Origin of the sequence: Arthrobacter sp. Soil762, from assembly GCF_001428335.1 — a bacterium.
GTDB lineage: Bacteria > Actinomycetota > Actinomycetes > Actinomycetales > Micrococcaceae > Arthrobacter.
The window spans coordinates 350,714-366,903 of record NZ_LMSG01000001.1 but is presented as its reverse complement, the minus strand read 5'-3'; the positions used below and the strand labels follow the sequence as shown (position 1 = coordinate 366,903).

Annotated in this window: 13 protein-coding genes; 10 read left to right on the top strand and 3 right to left on the bottom strand. The window is 65.0% G+C overall.

The genetic code is table 11. The features are described 5' to 3' along the window. The first annotated feature begins 7 nt into the window (after positions 1 to 7). The 9 genes from pdxT (at position 8) to ASG77_RS01630 (ending at position 9,901) form a co-directional block, all read left to right on the top strand. Positions 8 to 718 (top strand): pyridoxal 5'-phosphate synthase glutaminase subunit PdxT, encoded by a 711-nt coding sequence (gene pdxT / locus ASG77_RS01670; RefSeq protein ID WP_056340341.1) that lies wholly within the window; start codon positions 8 to 10, stop codon positions 716 to 718. A 3-nt stretch (positions 719 to 721) separates the two neighbouring features. Beyond that, entirely contained in the window at positions 722 to 1,477 is a 756-nt protein-coding gene (locus ASG77_RS01665; RefSeq protein WP_056340338.1) for a YebC/PmpR family DNA-binding transcriptional regulator, read from the top strand. A 35-nt stretch (positions 1,478 to 1,512) separates the two neighbouring features. After that, positions 1,513 to 2,091, top strand: coding sequence for a crossover junction endodeoxyribonuclease RuvC (gene ruvC / locus ASG77_RS01660; protein WP_056340336.1), 579 nt, complete (start codon positions 1,513 to 1,515; stop codon positions 2,089 to 2,091). Positions 2,092 to 2,181: 90 nt separating this feature from the next. Next, positions 2,182 to 2,826 (top strand): Holliday junction branch migration protein RuvA, encoded by a 645-nt coding sequence (gene ruvA, locus ASG77_RS01655; RefSeq protein WP_056340333.1) that lies wholly within the window; start codon positions 2,182 to 2,184, stop codon positions 2,824 to 2,826. Next, positions 2,819 to 3,907, top strand: a complete 1,089-nt coding sequence (gene ruvB, locus ASG77_RS01650; RefSeq protein WP_056340330.1) for a Holliday junction branch migration DNA helicase RuvB — start codon at positions 2,819 to 2,821, stop codon at positions 3,905 to 3,907. Before ruvA ends, ruvB begins: the two co-directional genes overlap by 8 nt. A 182-nt stretch (positions 3,908 to 4,089) precedes the next feature. Further along, entirely contained in the window at positions 4,090 to 4,479 is a 390-nt protein-coding gene (gene yajC / locus ASG77_RS01645) for a preprotein translocase subunit YajC (RefSeq protein WP_056340327.1), read from the top strand. Between the two features lie 111 nt (positions 4,480 to 4,590). Beyond that, entirely contained in the window at positions 4,591 to 6,348 is a 1,758-nt protein-coding gene (gene secD / locus ASG77_RS01640; protein ID WP_056340325.1) for a protein translocase subunit SecD, read from the top strand. After that, positions 6,348 to 7,370 carry a protein translocase subunit SecF gene (gene secF / locus ASG77_RS01635; RefSeq protein ID WP_056340322.1) on the top strand — a complete coding sequence of 341 codons (1,023 nt, stop codon included), beginning with the start codon at positions 6,348 to 6,350 and terminating at the stop codon, positions 7,368 to 7,370. Before secD ends, secF begins: the two co-directional genes overlap by 1 nt. 137 nt (positions 7,371 to 7,507) lie before the next feature. Then, positions 7,508 to 9,901, top strand: a complete 2,394-nt coding sequence (locus ASG77_RS01630; RefSeq protein WP_056340319.1) for a RelA/SpoT family protein — start codon at positions 7,508 to 7,510, stop codon at positions 9,899 to 9,901. Between the two features lie 690 nt (positions 9,902 to 10,591). Here the strand turns inward: ASG77_RS01630 and ASG77_RS01625 are convergent. Continuing rightward, entirely contained in the window at positions 10,592 to 12,229 is a 1,638-nt protein-coding gene (locus ASG77_RS01625) for a DUF349 domain-containing protein (protein ID WP_082575774.1), read from the bottom strand. 67 nt (positions 12,230 to 12,296) lie between these two features. Then, on the bottom strand, positions 12,297 to 13,097 hold the full coding sequence (locus tag ASG77_RS01620) for a peptidylprolyl isomerase (RefSeq protein ID WP_056340316.1): 801 nt from the start codon (positions 13,095 to 13,097) through the stop codon (positions 12,297 to 12,299). A 235-nt stretch (positions 13,098 to 13,332) separates the two neighbouring features. On the opposite strand from ASG77_RS01620, the gene hisS reads away from it, so the two are divergent. Continuing rightward, complete coding sequence (gene hisS / locus ASG77_RS01615) at positions 13,333 to 14,718, top strand: histidine--tRNA ligase (RefSeq protein WP_056340313.1); 1,386 nt, start codon at positions 13,333 to 13,335, stop codon at positions 14,716 to 14,718. A gap of 158 nt (positions 14,719 to 14,876) precedes the next feature. Here the strand turns inward: hisS and ASG77_RS01610 are convergent, their stop codons facing one another. Next, positions 14,877 to 16,133: an APC family permease gene (locus tag ASG77_RS01610; RefSeq protein ID WP_056340310.1), complete on the bottom strand. Its 1,257-nt coding sequence runs from the start codon at positions 16,131 to 16,133 to the stop codon at positions 14,877 to 14,879. Between the last annotated feature and the right edge of the window lie 57 nt (positions 16,134 to 16,190).

The following is a 16,190-nucleotide window of genomic DNA, read 5'->3' as shown; positions in this document are numbered from 1 at the left end:
TGATTGGATGACAAACCCCCTTTCGGCTGCTTCTGCACGCGTGGGCTCGGGCCTCCGGATCGGCGTCCTGGCACTTCAGGGCGACTTCCGCGAACACTTGCGGGCCGTGGAAGCCGCGGGTGCCGCCGGCGTCGGAATCCGCCGCCCCTCCGAACTGGACGGCCTGGACGGCCTCATCATTCCCGGCGGAGAATCCACGGCCATCGACAAGCTGGCCCGCGCCTTTGAGCTGGCCGGACCGTTGAAGGACCGGATCCGCGACGGACTGCCGGTCTACGGTTCCTGTGCCGGCATGATCCTCCTCGCCGACGAGATCGCCGATCCCGCCACGGACCTGGCCGGCCACCCGCAGCAGACCTTCGGCGGCCTGGACATCACAGTGCGGCGCAACGCCTTCGGCCGGCAGCGCGAGTCGTTCGAAACGGACCTGGATTTCAAGGGCCTGGACTTCAGCGCCACGGAATCCGGTGTCGCTCCAGTACACGCAGTGTTCATCCGCGGCCCCTGGGTGGAACGCGTCGGCGACGGCGTGGAGATACTGGCCCAGGTGGAGCCCGCAGACCCTGAGCACGCGTCCCACGCGGCGACTCTGCCGGGGACAGCTAGAATTGTGGCAGTGCGTTCCGGCCACCTGCTGGCCACCTCCTTCCACCCGGAAGTGACTGGGGAGAAACGCGTACATGAACTTTTTATCCGCATGATCAGAGGAGACGCGTAAAGCATGTCTGGACACTCCAAATGGGCAACAACCAAGCACAAAAAGGCCATTCTTGATAGCCGCCGTGCTAAATCGTTTGCCAAGCTGATCAAGAACATCGAAGTTGCTGCGCGTATGGGCGGACCGGACCTCCAGGGCAACCCGGGCCTGGAACTCGCTGTGACCAAGGCCAAGAAGACGTCGGTGCCCGCTGACAACATCGACCGCGCCATCAAGCGCGGCGCCGGCCTTACCGGCGAAGTGGTTGACTACACCGAGATCATGTACGAATGCCGCGGCCCGCAGGGTTCGGCGCTGCTGATCGAGTGCCTCACGGACAACAAGAACCGTGCCGCCTCCGAGGTCCGCCTGGCCATCTCCCGCAACGGCGGCACCATCGCCGATCCCGGTTCGGTCAGCTACCTGTTCAGCCGCAAGGGCGTTGTCTCGCTGCCGAAGAACGGCCTGAGCGAGGACGACGTCCTGATGGCCGTCCTCGACGCCGGAGCCGAGGAAGTCAAGGACAATGGGGAAAGCTTCGAGATCCACTCCGAGCCGACCGACCTCCAGGCCATCCGCGATGCCCTCAAGGAAGCCGGAATCGAATACGAGACCGACGAGGCCGAGTTTGTGCCGTCCATGCAGGTGCCGCTGGACCTCGATGCCGCCAAGAAGTTCATGAAGCTCGTGGACGCCTTGGAAGAGCTCGACGACGTCCAGAACGTGTACAGCAACGCCGACCTCAGCGACGAAGTCCAGGCCGCCCTGGAAGCTGAGTGACCTTCCGCTTTGTGGCCTAAGGCGGATGTCCCAGGGTGACCCTGCGCGTATTAGGTGTTGACCCGGGCCTCACCCGGTGCGGCATCGGCGTGGTCGACGTCGAGCGGAACAGGCGCGCCACAATGGTGGCAGTGGGGGTGGTGGGTACCTCTCCCGAAGAGACCCTGGACCAGCGCCTGCTGGTTATTGCCTTGGCCATCGACGAGTGGCTGGACCGCTACGAACCCCAGGTGCTCGCCGTCGAACGCGTTTTTTCCCAGCTCAACGTCAGCACGGTGATGGGTGTGGCGCAGGCTTCCGGTGTGGTGATTGCCGCCGCCGCCCGGCGCGGGATCCCAGTGGCTCTGCACACGCCGTCGGAAGTGAAAGCAGCGGTGACCGGCAGCGGCACGTCCAACAAGGAAGCCGTGACCAAACTCGTCACAAAAATCCTCAGGCTGGACGCGCCGCCGCGGCCGGCGGACGCCGCAGATGCCCTGGCCCTTGCCATCACGCATGCTTGGCGCGCGGGCAGCGGAGCCGCGGTGGCCACCACCGGCCCCGGCAGCCTGTCGCTGACGCCGGCCCAGCGCGCGTGGGCCGATGCCGAGGCGAAAGCGCGCCGCGCACGCTGAATGTCCGGGGCGCTTGCTAGGGTATTCGTAGATATGTTCGGATAGCCGGTCCTACCCCCAAGAGCCCGGCAGTACACCAGGAGCCCGGCTTTGATCAGTTTCCTTCGCGGAACCGTAGCGCACGTTGGCCTTTCCGCTGCCGTGATCGACCTCAACGGGGCGGGCATGAGCGTCAACGCCACGCCACAGACCCTCAGCCGCCTCCGCACCGGCGAGGAAGGCAAGCTCTTCACGTCGCTGATCGTGCGTGAGGATTCCCTCACCCTGTTCGGTTTTGCCACCGACGACGAACGCGAAGTCTTCGATGTCCTGCTCAGCGTCAGCGGCGTAGGTCCGCGGCTCGCACTGGCCGTGCTCGCCGTGCACGAGCCTGAAGCGATCAGGGTTGCCGCGCACACGAGTGACAGCAAGACATTCACCACGGTGCCCGGCATCGGCCCCAAAGTGGCCGGCCGGATCGTACTGGAACTGGCCGGCAAGCTGGTGCCCCACGGAACGGCAGGTGCCGCCGGCGCGTCCACTCCGGCCGAAGCGGCCTGGAAGCCCCAGGTAGTGGCGGCCATGACCAGCCTCGGGTGGTCGGAAAAGGATGCCGGTGCCAGCATCGAGAAGGCCCTTGCAGACGATCCCGAGGTGGAATTCCGTGGCAATGTGGCCGAGATACTGCGGACCACGCTGCGCTGGCTGGGCCAGGATGGCGCGCGGGCCGGTAACCGCGTAGGCAGCCGTGGCTGAGCCTTCGGTGGTGGCAGCAGGGGAGGAACCCGAGGAACGGGTGATCGAAGCCGCCCTCCGGCCGAAGAACCTGGATGACTTCGTGGGCCAGCACCGGGTGCGCAGGCAACTCTCGCTGGTCCTGCAGGCCTCCCGGATGCGGGGACGCAGCGCGGACCACGTGCTGTTTTCCGGCCCTCCGGGCCTGGGAAAAACAACCCTGGCCATGATCGTGGCAGCTGAAATGAACTCGCCGCTGCGGATCAGCAGCGGTCCCGCCATCCAGCACGCCGGGGACCTCGCCGCCATCCTTTCCTCCCTTTCCGAAGGGGAGGTCCTGTTCCTGGACGAGATCCACCGGATGTCCAGGCCGGCAGAGGAAATGCTTTACATGGCCATGGAAGATTTCCGTGTGGACATCGTGGTGGGCAAGGGCGCCGGGGCCACCGCCATTCCGTTGGAACTGCCGCCCTTCACCCTGGTGGGTGCCACCACGCGCGCCGGTCTGCTGCCAGGACCGCTCCGGGACAGGTTCGGGTTCACCGGGCATTTGGAGTTCTATAGCGTGGCCGAGCTCGAACTGGTGCTCAGGCGCTCCGCCGGCCTGCTGGACCTCAAGGTCAACTCTGCGGGCTTCAGCGAAATTGCCGGCCGGTCCCGCGGTACGCCACGTATCGCCAACCGCCTCCTCCGCCGGGTCCGGGACTGGGCGCTCGTGCATGGGATTGAGCAGATTGATGCCCGCGCCGCTTCCGCTGCCCTGGACATGTATGAAGTGGACAAGCGAGGCCTGGACCGGCTGGACCGCGCTGTCCTCGAAGCACTCATTACGAAGTTCGGCGGGGGACCCGTTGGGCTTTCCACCCTTGCCATTGCGGTGGGTGAGGAGACCGAGACCGTGGAAACGGTGGCGGAACCGTTCCTAGTGCGCGAAGGCCTGCTGGGCCGGACGCCCCGGGGCCGCATCGCCATGGCTCCGGCCTGGACCCACCTGGGCTTCGCCGTACCGGCCGGAGTTTTCGGGCAGGAGCCGTTGGATCTGTTCGAACCGGACCCGGACGGCGCCGAGTCCGCGGCCGAATGGGCACCGAACGGTCAATAGCACTGTCCTCCCAGCTTTTCCCTTTAGACTGGTATGACACCCGGCACGTTCGGGTCTGTGTTCCCGCGACGGCTCCGAGGAGCCGCTGCCTGCCAGGCAGGATTCTCTGCAACGGGGAACGACGCGGACGCTGCCAAACACCCGATACGCCAGTACAGAACGGAATCTTCCCTGTGGATCCAATGAACATCGTCTTGTTCGCAATGCTCGGAATCTTTATCTTCATGATGTTCCGCCGCAACAAGAAGACCAAGGAGCAGCAGGCAACGCTGCAGTCCCAGTTCGAGCCCGGTGTTGAGGTTATGACCAGCTTCGGGCTCTTTGGCCGGATTGTCTCCATGGACGACGCCGAGAACAAGGTTGTCCTTGAGCTCTCGCCCGGGAACCTGGCAACCGTCCACCGCCAGTCCGTGACCAAGATTGTGGAACCGCCCGTCGAAGCCGAGACTCCGGCCGTCCCGGATGACGCCTCCTCACTCACCACTGAAGAAGCAGGCACCCCGGCAGCATCCGCCGAAACCCCGGACGAGACCCTGAAGCGCCTCAACGACGAGGGCAAGAAGGACAACTAGTCCGCGCCGCACGGCAGCCCGCGTTACAACACCTCTACGGCTGGGGACAACCGCCGGTGGGACAGATAGCTCCCGCCGGTGGTTCCTCCGTAAATAAGAGAAAGATCGACAATGGCACGAACTGGCCCTAACAACTCAGGCCTGAGGGTACTGGTGTGGCTCGGCGTAGTCCTCGCTGTGCTGACCGCCGTCCTGGCCGGCGGCACCCTTGCCGGACAGGCAAGCTGGGCACCCAAGCTGGCACTGGACCTCGAGGGTGGCACTCAGATGATCCTGGCGCCCAAGGTTGAGGGCGGTTCGGACATCAATGAAGAGCAGCTCAACCAGGCCGTAGCCATCATCCGCCAACGTGTGGATGGTTCAGGTGTTGCCGAAGCGGAAATCAGCACGCAGTCAGGCCGCAACGTAGTGGTCAGCCTTCCGGGTACACCCACGAAGGAAACCCGCGACCTGATCCAGGCCTCCGCGGACATGAACTTCCGTCCCGTATTGCTGAATGGCGACGGCGCGCCCGTTCCCACGGAATCCCTCACCCCCGAAGACCAGCTTCCGAAGCCAACGGCGGAGCCCGCCAACGGCAGCGATATCAACTGGATTACCGCGGACATCTACCGACAGTTCGAAACCATGGACTGCAACAATCCTGCGCCGGAGAGCCCGGAGGCCTCCGATCCCACCAAACCCCTAGTTACCTGTGAACCGGCAACGGAGACCACGCCGGCCATCAAGTACATCCTGGGTCCGGTGGAGGTCAAGGGCGGCAACATTGTCACGTCCTCCTTCCAGCTGCAGCAGGGTGCGCAGGGCGCTGTGACCAACGACTGGGCCGTCAACATCCAGTTCGACGACGAAGGCACCGCCAAGTTCAAGTCGGTCACCGAACGCCTAAACCAGTTCTACGTGGCAGCCGGCGGCGAGACCGGCAACGACCCCAAGGCTCAGTTCGCCATCGTCCTCGACGACCAGGTCATTTCCGCGCCGCGCTCCTTGGCCGTCATCACCGACGGACGTCCGCAGATCACGGGCGGATTCACCGAACAGACCGCCAAAGTCCTTTCCGACCAGCTTCGCTTTGGTGCACTGCCCATCAGCTTCGAGATCCAGAGCGACCAGCAGATCTCCGCCACCTTGGGTGGCGAACAGCTCCGCATGGGCCTGCTTGCAGGCATCATCGGTTTGCTCCTGGTGGTGGTCTACTCACTCTTCCAGTACCGGGCCCTGGGCCTGGTAACCATCGCATCGCTGGTGGTGGCCGGCGCCCTTACCTATCTGGCCATCGCCCTCCTGGGCTGGACCGAAAACTACCGGCTTTCCCTGGCAGGCGTGGCCGGCCTCATCGTCGCCATCGGTCAGACCGCTGACTCGTTCATCGTCTACTTTGAACGCATCCGCGATGAACTCCGCGAAGGCCGTGGATTGGTCTCCGCGGTGGAGAACGGCTGGAAGCGGGCCAAGCGCACTGTCCTGGCCTCCAAGGCCGTGAACCTGCTGGCCGCGCTCGTGCTCTACTTTGTGGCCGTCGGCAACGTCCGCGGGTTCGCTTTCACGCTGGGTCTGACGGCCATTGCCGACCTCATCGTGGTCTTTATGTTCACGCACCCGACGCTGCAGCTCCTGGCGCGCACCAAGTTCTTCGGGGAGGGCCACCCGCTCTCCGGCCTGGACCCCAAGCGGCTGGGTGTTGTGCCGCTCTACCGCGGCGCCGGGCGCCTGCGCACGCCGGAGGCCAAGCCGTCCGTGGTCCGCGCCAAGAACACTGGCGCGGCAGCCGAGGCTGAACGACGCATGACCATCGCAGAACGCCGCCTCGCGGAAAAGCAGGAGCAGCTCACCGGCTCCTCCAAGAGCGCAGCCAAGGAGAACAAGTAATGTCCAGCAGCTTCGCCAATTTCGGCAACGAGCTCTACACCGGGAAGCGCTCGTACAACTTCGTCGGTGCCAAGAAACTGTGGTTCATCATCGCGGCGGTGGCGGTGGCGCTGTCCATCCTCATTCCGGTAGCCAAGGGTGGCTTCAACCTTGGCATCGAATTCCGCGGCGGTTCGGAGTTCACCGTCTCCAACGTGCAAAGCACCGACTCGGCCCTTGGTGAAAAGGTTGTCGAAGACGTTGTGGCCGGCAGCGTTCCGCGTGTGGCCAATGTCGCCGGTACCACCATGCGGATCCAGACGGACAAGCTCACGGATGACGAAACCCTCCGGATCAAGGACGGCCTCATCTCGGCCTACGGCGTCACCGACAACGAGGTGACATCCACGTTTATCGGACCCACCTGGGGCGCGGATGTCACTAAGCAGGCCCTGATTGGCCTGATCGTCTTCGTGGCCTTGGCCGCGGTGCTGATGGCGCTGTACTTCCGGACCTGGAAGATGTCGCTGTCCGCGATGGCCGGAATGCTGGTGACAATGTTCATCACCGCCGGCGTGTATGCCCTCAGCGACTTCGAGGTAACGCCCTCAGCCATCATCGGGTTCCTGACGGTGCTCAGCTACTCGCTGTATGACACGGTGGTGGTCTTCGACAAGATCCGTGAGAACACCGCTGATCTCGATGCGTCCACGCGCCGCACGTTCGGTGAGGAAGTCAACCTCGCCGTCAACCAGACCCTGGTGCGTTCCATCAACACCATGATGGTGGCCATCCTGCCGGTCGGCGCCATCCTGTTCATCGGTGCCGGCCTTCTGGGGGCAGGCACCTTGCGGGACCTGTCCCTGGCACTGTTCGTCGGAATCCTGATCGGCACGGCGGCCACCATATTTATCGCCGCCCCGATGTATGCCTGGCTGCGCCAGAACGAACCTGACCTGGTGAAGCAGGCGAAACGCGTTGAACACCGCAGGTCCGCGAACAACGCCAAGACCGAAGAATCGGCTGCGCCCGCAGGGGCCTGACCCATCGCAGCGCAGCGGGCCGGGCGGCGTCGGAATACCGACGCCGCCCGGCCCGTTTCGCATTTGAGCGCCGGTTACATAAGTGAACTGGCGGGGGAATAGACTGGAGTAATTAAACAGTCGTGAGGGGTGCTTCATTGGAAGAACGTTCGGCGTCGGTGCCAACGGCAGGTGGGGATGACAGTCCGGGCCACGGAGTTCAGACCGGACTGACCGCTTCCGTACGCCCGGCGCCGGTTGTTCCCGTGGACAATTCCGGCGCCCGCCCAACATTTCCCGGCCGCCGAGAGCGGACGCGCTCCCGTTTGGCCCGGCTGACCGGCCGCGGCACGGCAACCTATTCGCCCATTCTCGAGCCGCTGCTGCGTACCGTCCGTGCGAACAACCCCAAAGAAGATTTCGATCTTATCCAGCGCGCCTTCGAGGTGGCTGAGCAGAGCCACCGCGGGCAGAAGCGCAAGAGCGGTGATCCCTACATCACCCACCCCGTGGCCGTAGCCACCATCCTCGCTGAGCTGGGCCTCAGTGGAACCACCCTCGCCGCGGCGCTGCTGCACGACACGGTTGAGGACACCCCCTACACGCTGGCGGACCTCAAAAGGGACTTCGGTCCGGAGGTTGCCATGCTGGTGGACGGCGTCACCAAGCTGGACAAAGTCAGCTTTGGCGAAGCCGCGCAGTCAGAGACCGTCCGCAAGATGGTTGTGGCCATGGCCAAGGACATCCGGGTCCTCATGATCAAGCTCGCGGACAGGCTCCACAACGCCCGGACCTGGCGCTTTGTCTCCGCGGAGTCATCGGCCCGAAAAGCCCGCGAGACCCTTGAAATATTCGCGCCCCTTGCCCACCGCCTGGGCATGAACACCATCAAGTGGGAGTTGGAGGACCTGTCCTTCGCGGCCCTCTATCCGAAGGTCTATGAGGAAATCGTCCGGATGGTGGGCGACCGCACCCCGGAACGGGAAAAGAGCCTCGGCGTCATCCGGGACCAGATCACCGAGGACCTCCGTACCGCCCGGATCAAGGCCACCATTACCGGCAGGCCGAAACACTATTACTCGATCTACCAGAAGATGATTGTCCGGGACAAGGATTTCGACGACATCAACGACCTCATGGGCGTCCGGGTGCTCGTCGATTCGGTCCGGGACTGTTACGCCGCCCTGGGCACCATGCATTCGCGCTGGAACCCGCTGCCGGGGCGGTTCAAAGACTACATCGCCATGCCCAAGTTCAATATGTACCAGTCACTGCACACCACGGTGATCGGACCCGGCGGCAAGCCCGTGGAGATCCAGATCAGGACCCACGAAATGCACCGCCGTGCTGAGTACGGTGTGGCCGCCCACTGGAAGTACAAGGATCAGCCCAACCGTACGGCAGTGGGGCCGGGCAGCCCCCGTGAGGGGGACATGGGTTGGCTGAGGTCCCTGGTTGACTGGCAGCAGGAGACGTCCGATCCGGGGGAGTTCCTGGACTCGCTGCGGTTTGAGATCAACGCCCGCGAAGTCTTTGTCTTCACCCCCAAGGGTGAGGTCATGGCACTGCCTGCCGGATCGACTCCGGTTGATTTTGCCTACTCCGTTCACACCGAAGTGGGGCATCGCACCATCGGCGCGCGGGTCAACGGCAAGCTCGTTCCGCTGAACAGCGAGCTGAACCACGGCGACTGGGTGGAGATCTTCACCTCCAAGGCCGAAGGCGCCGGGCCCAGCCAGGACTGGCAGCACTTCGTCAAGAGTGCCCGAGCCCGGAACAAGATCCGTCAGTGGTTCAGCAAGGAACGGCGCGAAGAAGCAATCGACCGCGGCAAGGAACTGCTGACACGGGCCATGCGCAAGCAGAACCTGCCCCTGCAGCGCCTGATGACGCACGAGGCCCTGGCGGCGGTGGCCGCAGACTTCAAGTACCTTGACATCTCCGGCCTCTACGCCGGCGTAGGCGACGGTCATACATCAGCACAGTCGGTCATGGAGAAACTCGTTGAAAGCCTCGGTGGCAACGAGAGCACTGACGACGACATCACTGAAGTCAGCATCCCTACGCAGGTAGCCAAAACCAAGTTCTCCGATTCCGGCGTGGTAGTGCGCGGCGTTGGCGATGTCTGGGTGAAGCTCGCGCGCTGTTGCACGCCAGTTCCGCCGGACCCGATCCTCGGCTTTGTCACCCGCGGCTCCGGTGTTTCGGTGCACCGTACGGACTGCACCAACATTTCGGATCTCCGGGACCAGCCCGACAGGATTGTTGAAGTGGACTGGGCACCCACCCAGTCAAGTGTTTTCCTGGTGGAGATCCAGGTTGAGGCGCTGGACCGGAAGTCCCTGCTATCGGACGTCACCCGCGTCCTTTCCGAGAACCACGTCAACATTCTGGCGGCCAGTGTGAACACCTCCACCGACAGGGTGGCCATCTCCAGGTTCGCCTTCGAGATGGGCGACCCCAAGTACCTCAGCCACGTTCTCAGTGCCGTGCGGCGCATCGACGGCGTTTTCGACGTCTACCGGACCACCGGCAACAAGCGCCGGAGCTAGCAAGGCCAGCTTTTCCAGTGCGGCCCGTTTGTGGGGGACCCGGGGGCTGGCCTCAATGGCCAGGATCAGCAGGCGCAGGCGCACGTCCCGCTCCGGGCGGGCCAGCAACCCGGTCAGGGCCGGCAAGGCCCGGTGGACGTCAACGTGCAGGGCAATATCCACGGCGGTGCGCAGTGGGCTGGACACCATGAGCCCGCCCATGCTGACCACGTCGAACGGACCAAGCCGGACTTCATGGAGCGTACAGCCCCTGGTGTTGCGGAGGCTCGAAATCCGCCGCTTCGCGTCCACAAGCAAGGCCAGCCGGTCCGGTTCGGCCGCACAGCCGTAGATCCAGGCCGCCGTCATGCGCCCCGCCACCACGCGCTGCCTGACAGCTGCCGGAACCGCGTTGGCCACCGTTCTGGCCCGCACGTGGGGTGACGCTAGAGCGTCCGGCAACGTGAAGCCGTGATGGTGGAACTGCGCCAGGACACCGTCCGCTGCCAGTGACTGGAGTTCGGGCCACGCGAAAGGCTTCCCCGGCGAATATAGGTCCGGGTATTGGGGTGGTGAGGAGGTGGCCATCCCTCCATCCTGCCGCGTCTTCCCTTAACGCGCACAGGCCCGGTCCCGGTTATGTGGATAACCGGGACCGGGCCAGTACGTCGTGCGACAGGCGCCTTACAAAGGCACCCTACAAACTACTGACTAGGAAAGCTCGCTGGCCGAGCGCTGGATCTGGTCCAACCAGGCCTGCCTCGCCTCGAGGGCTTCGCGGGCCCCCTTGATCTTGCGCTGGTCGCCGGCTTTTTCGGCCTTGGCGAGGTCGTCCTGCAGGCCGGAAATGGCTGCTTCCAGCTGCGACAGGGCGCTGTTGGTGCGGGCCTTCGTCTCGGGGTTGGAGCGCTGCCAGTTTTCCTCTTCGGCGTTGCGTACAGCGTCCTCCACCTTGCGGAGGCCGGCTTCGATGCGTCCCATGTCGGCGCGGGGGACCTTGCCGGCTTCTTCCCAGCGGTCCCGGACAGACTGGAGCGCCTTCTTGGCCGCGGCCAGGTCCTTGACCGGCAGGATGGTGTTCGCTTCGACGAGGAGCGCTTCTTTCACCGTGAGGTTGGCAGCGTATTCCTGGTCGATCTCCTCGTTGGCTGCCTGCCGGTGCGTGAAGAACACATCCTGGGCGGCACGGAAACGGGCCCAGAGGGCGTCGTCGTCCTTGCGGCTGGCGCGCGGTGAGGCCTTCCATTCATCCATGAGCCGGCGGTATTCGCCGGCGGCAAAGCCCCAGTCTGTGGACGAGGACAGGGCCTCGGCTTCGGCGATGAGCTTCTCCTTGGCCGATTTTGCGGCCGAGTTTGTGCTGTCCAGCTGGGAGAAATAGGCGCGGCGGTGACGGTCGAAAACCGTGCGGGCGGCACGGAACCGCTTCCACAAGGCGTCCTCGTTGCTGCGGCCAAGCCGGATGCCGCCCTTCTGGGCTGTCTTCCAGCTTTCAAAAAGATCGTTCATCCGGGCGCTGGAGGTCTTCCACTGGATCTGGGCGGGATCCTGCCCCGAGATCTCTTCGGCTTCGGCCACGATGGCCTCACGGGCAGCGAGCTCGGCGGAGCGAACGGCGTCGTGTTCGGCCTTCTCTGCCTTTTCGAGTTCGGCGATCTGCGTGGAAACAGCGTCCAGCCGTGCTTCGGTAGAACGGAGGTCTCCCACCATGTTCCGCTCCGCCAGCTGCTCGCGCAGGTGCGTGACGGTCTTCTGCATATCGGTGCTGGGCGCCTTGGAGCTGATGCGCTGCTCCAGGAGCAGGACCTGCGCAACAATGTCGTCATGCTTCCGCGCGAAGTAGGCGAGGGCTTCGTCATTGCTGACACCGGGGTACTGGCCCACCGGGTGCTCATCGCCGTCGATCGTCAGGAATACGTGGCCGTCCCCCTCAACACGGCCCCACTTTGCAGCTTCCGCCAGCGAGGTCGCGGAAGCGACGGGTGCCGGTGCTGCCACAGGTGCGGCCGCTGCCGGCTTGGGCCGGGCGGCGAAGGCTGCCGGCGATGGGGCGGGTCGAGCTGCCGGAGCAGGCACGGGGGCCGGGGCCGGGGCTTCTTCAGCCGCGCTCCCGGCACCGGCCGCACTCTCTTCAACCGGGGCGGCCGGGACCTCGGCACGTTCCACCGGGGCTTCGGCATCTTCGGCCTGGACGGCCACGCCCTCTGGATCCACGTCCGCTTCAGCCACGGTTTCGTCAACCGGGGCCTGTTCGTCGGTTGCCTGGACAGCGTCTGCCTGGTCAGCCACGGGGGCCGTTGCCTCGGTCAGGTCTGCTGCTGTTTCGTCGGATTTCTGACTGTCTGTCACCGCTAAAAGTCTTTCGCTTGGAGGGAAATACTCACGTACTGCACCGTGGCCGTAAAGGCCTGGCTTCCTACTTCAGAGAAACCGAGTCTATCGTGACTGGTTGCACAGGTGCGCCGTCTGATGAGCTGGAGCCGGGGGTGATTCCCGCGGCGGCGATGGCGGTCACTGCCTCCATTCCGGAGGTCACCTTGCCCACCACCGTATAGCCCCCGGCAGAGTCGGCGGGAATCACTGTGTCTTTGTAGACCACAAAGAACTGCTTGCCGTTACCGTAGGCGTTGTCGCCGGACCGGGCTACGGCAATCGTGCCTGCAGGGTAGATGTTGTCTGCGGGGGTGTTTTCGAGGGGTCCCCAGGTGTAGTCCGGGTCGGCGGAGGCCGAGGCGCCGCCGCACTGCAGCAGGGCGAAGGTCTCGCCCGTGGTCAGGCGGTGGCAGGCGCTGCCGTTATAGAAACCTTCATCTGTCAGTGCCTTGAAGACCGCGGCGGCCTGGGGTGCCTTGGTGCCGTCGATTTCGACGCCGAGCACGTTCCCGTTCAGTGCCAGTTCACCAGTGAACACCTTGCCGGCGGCAGTGTCAGGGGCCGGGATGTTCGGACCGTTCGTGGCGGGCGCGGAAGGCGTGGGGGAGTCGGTTGGGCTGGTCAGGCCGGCCTCTAAGGCGGCAAATTCGTCTTCCGTGGGGTTGCCGGCAAAAGCAGTCAGCTGGAGCACGACGGCGAGCAGGACGGCGGCGGTTCCGGCACCGGCGGCGATGAGGTTGTCGCGCTTGCGCCGTTTCTCCTGGTCCCGCCGCAGCTCGCGCTTTGCCTCCATCTGCTGGATGCGCCGTTTGGCTTCGCGGGCGCTGCGTGAACTGGCCGCCACTGGTCCTCCTGTATGTCGGGCCGCGTCCGGTCGAAACTGAATCCGGAGGCGGTTGTCTGCCGGCAGCCCTCTGCTCTGCCGGCCGCCCCATTAGAGATGCCGGCGGATGACGCATAAACTGACTGCCGCACATAGTTTATGCATGAGTTGCCGGACTGCCGCCGTTCCCTGCCCGTTTCGGGCGGAATGCCGGGCAAAGTCCCAGGCACCCTTCATCAAGAGGAGAACATCCACCATGGCACGCACAGCCTCCCTGTCCGGATTCCCCGAGTGGCTTCCCGAGGAGCGGCTGGTGGAGCTGCACGTGCTGGACACCCTTCGTAAGGTTTTTGAACTGCACGGCTTCGCGTCTATCGAGACCCGTGCTGTGGAAACCGTCGGCCAGCTCCTGCGCAAGGGTGAGATTGATAAGGAGGTCTACGGCCTCAGCCGCCTTCAGGACGACGACGACGACACCTCCGACGCGGGCAAGGCCGGCAAATCGGACCCGAACGCCCTCGCGCTCCACTTCGACCTCACGGTGCCTTTTGCACGGTACGTCGTCGAGAACGCCGGGTACCTCGCGTTCCCGTTCCGGCGCTACCAGATCCAGAAAGTCTGGCGCGGGGAACGCCCCCAGGAAGGCCGGGCCCGCGAATTCACCCAGGCAGACATCGATGTGGTGGGCGACGGCGAGCTGCCGTTCCGCTATGACGTGGAGATTGCCCTGGTCATTGCCGAAGCATTGAGCGCATTGCCGATTCCGGACTTCCGGCTGCGGATCAACAACCGCAAGCTTGCCGAGGGCTTCTACCGCGGCATTGGCCTGGACGACACCGCAGGCGTGCTCCGCAGCATCGACAAGCTGGAAAAGATCGGCGCAGCCAAGGTCGCAGAGCTGCTCAAGAGCGAACTGGGTGCCTCCGATGAGCAGGCGCAGGCAGCGCTGAAGCTGGCAGGAATCCGTACCGAGGACACCTCGTTTGTGGCCCAGGTCCGCGCGCTCGGCGTGACGAATGACCTCCTTGAGGAGGGCCTGAATGAGCTGGAACAGGTGATCGAAGCCGCCGTGCAGCGCGCGCCGGGCAAGGTTGTTGCCGACCTCAGCATCGCCCGCGGCCTGGATTACTACACCGGCACGGTGGTGGAGACGGTTCTGGTGGGCCACGAACAGCTCGGTTCCATCTGCTCCGGCGGCCGCTACGACGCTTTGGCGAGCAAGGGCAACCGCAAGTTCCCCGGTGTCGGCCTCTCCATTGGTGTGACCCGGCTGGTGTCGCGGATCCTGAGCCAGGACCTCGCCAAGGCCTCGCGGTCGGTCCCCACCGCCGTGCTGGTGGCGCTCACCAACGACGACAGTTGGGGTGCGGCGCAGGACGTTGCCGCCCAGCTCCGCAGCCGGGGCATCGCCACCGAAGTGGCAGCCAAGGCAGAGAAGTTCGGGAAGCAGATCAAATTCGCGGACCGCCGCGGCATCCCGTTCGTTTGGTTCACCGACGACGACGGCAAGCACCAAGTCAAGGACATCCGGTCCGGCGAGCAGGCCGACGCCGATCCCGCAACCTGGACGCCGCCGTCGGAAGACCTTAACGTCCAGGTCACAACAGCCCAGGTGCCAGCGGCAGCAGCCCAGTCAGCCTGACCGGCTCGGTCTGGCGGCGAGGGGGCCCAGCGGCAGCCTGAACGGGGCACTTCGACACGGACTCACCGCACTCTGGGTGTGTTTCCCTGGGTTGGTGCCCCAAAGTGCCCCACGACGGCGGGACGGGGACCTGCGGGCGGTGTGGCGCTTAGCGGCAGCTAGCGGCGGAACCGAAGCACCACGAACCGGCCGGCCGCGCCGATGGCCAGCACAGCGGCCATCCCCAGCACTGAAGCGGGCGGCAGTGTGAAAGCCAGCAGCAGGCAGCTGGTGAAGCCAGCCACATTGAGCCACCTCGGGCCGTGCGCCGGGTGCTCCTCCAGGGTGTACGCCGCGGCGTTCGTCACCGCGTAGTAAATGAGCACACCGAAGCTGGAGAACCCCACCACCGTCATCACGTCACTGGTCAGGATCAGGAAGATCACGACGGCGGCCACCGCCAGTTCCGCCACGAACGGCACCGTGCGCCCCTCGCCCACGCGGGCGAGGGGCGCCGGCAGATCGCGTTCGCGCGCCATGGCCAAAGTTGTGCGGCCCACGCCGGTGATGAGCGCAAGCAGCGCACCCAGGCTCGCCGCTGCCGCGCCGGCCTGGACGAGCGGCGCACCGGCGGCGAGCTGCGAATTAAGCACAGCGTCCAGCAGCGGGGCCGTGGTGGCGGCCAGCCGGCCATCCGCCAAGTGGTTTTGCAGCAGCAGCGCCAACGCCAGGTAGATGACGAAGGCGCCGGCGAGGGCCGCCAGGATCGCACGCGGAATGGTCCTGGCCGGATCCTTGACTTCCTCACCGAGAGTGGCGATGCGCGCGTAGCCTGCGAAGGCGAAGAACATCAGGCCGGCGGCCGGCAGCACCCCTTCGATTCCGCCGGCCCCGCCAGAGCCGGACGTCCCGAGGGACGTTCCGCTGGCAGGATGCGGCCCCACGATCGCGGCCGCGGCAACAAACACGAGCGTGGCCAGGACAACGCACAGCAGGAGCCTGGTCAGGAGTGCTGTGCGGGTAATGCCAAACAGATTCACAGCCGTCAGCGCCACCACCGCAGCGATGGCGACCGGCACCGCGTAGCCCGGTGACACGTAGTGGCCGAATGTCAGGGCCATGGCGGCGCAGGAGGCCGTCTTGCCGGTGACAAACCCCCAGCCAGCCAGGAAACCCGGCCATTCCCCCAAGCGCTTCCGGCCGTACACGTACGTTCCGCCGCTGGCCGGATACCGTGCAGCCAGTTCCGCGGAGGCCACCGCGTTGCAGTAGGCCACGGCACCCGCGATCAGGACCGACAGGACCAGGAGATTTCCGGCCAGGCCCGCGGCGGGGGCGAAGACCACAAAAACGCCGGCCCCGAGCATGGAGCCCAGGCCGATGGACGTGGCGTCAAGCACGCCGAGCCTGCGTTGAAGCTGCTGGTGTTCGGGCATGGGGGAGTGGGGCCTTTCCAGCGGGTAAACTCAGACGGGATTGTTCCCGGAACGATC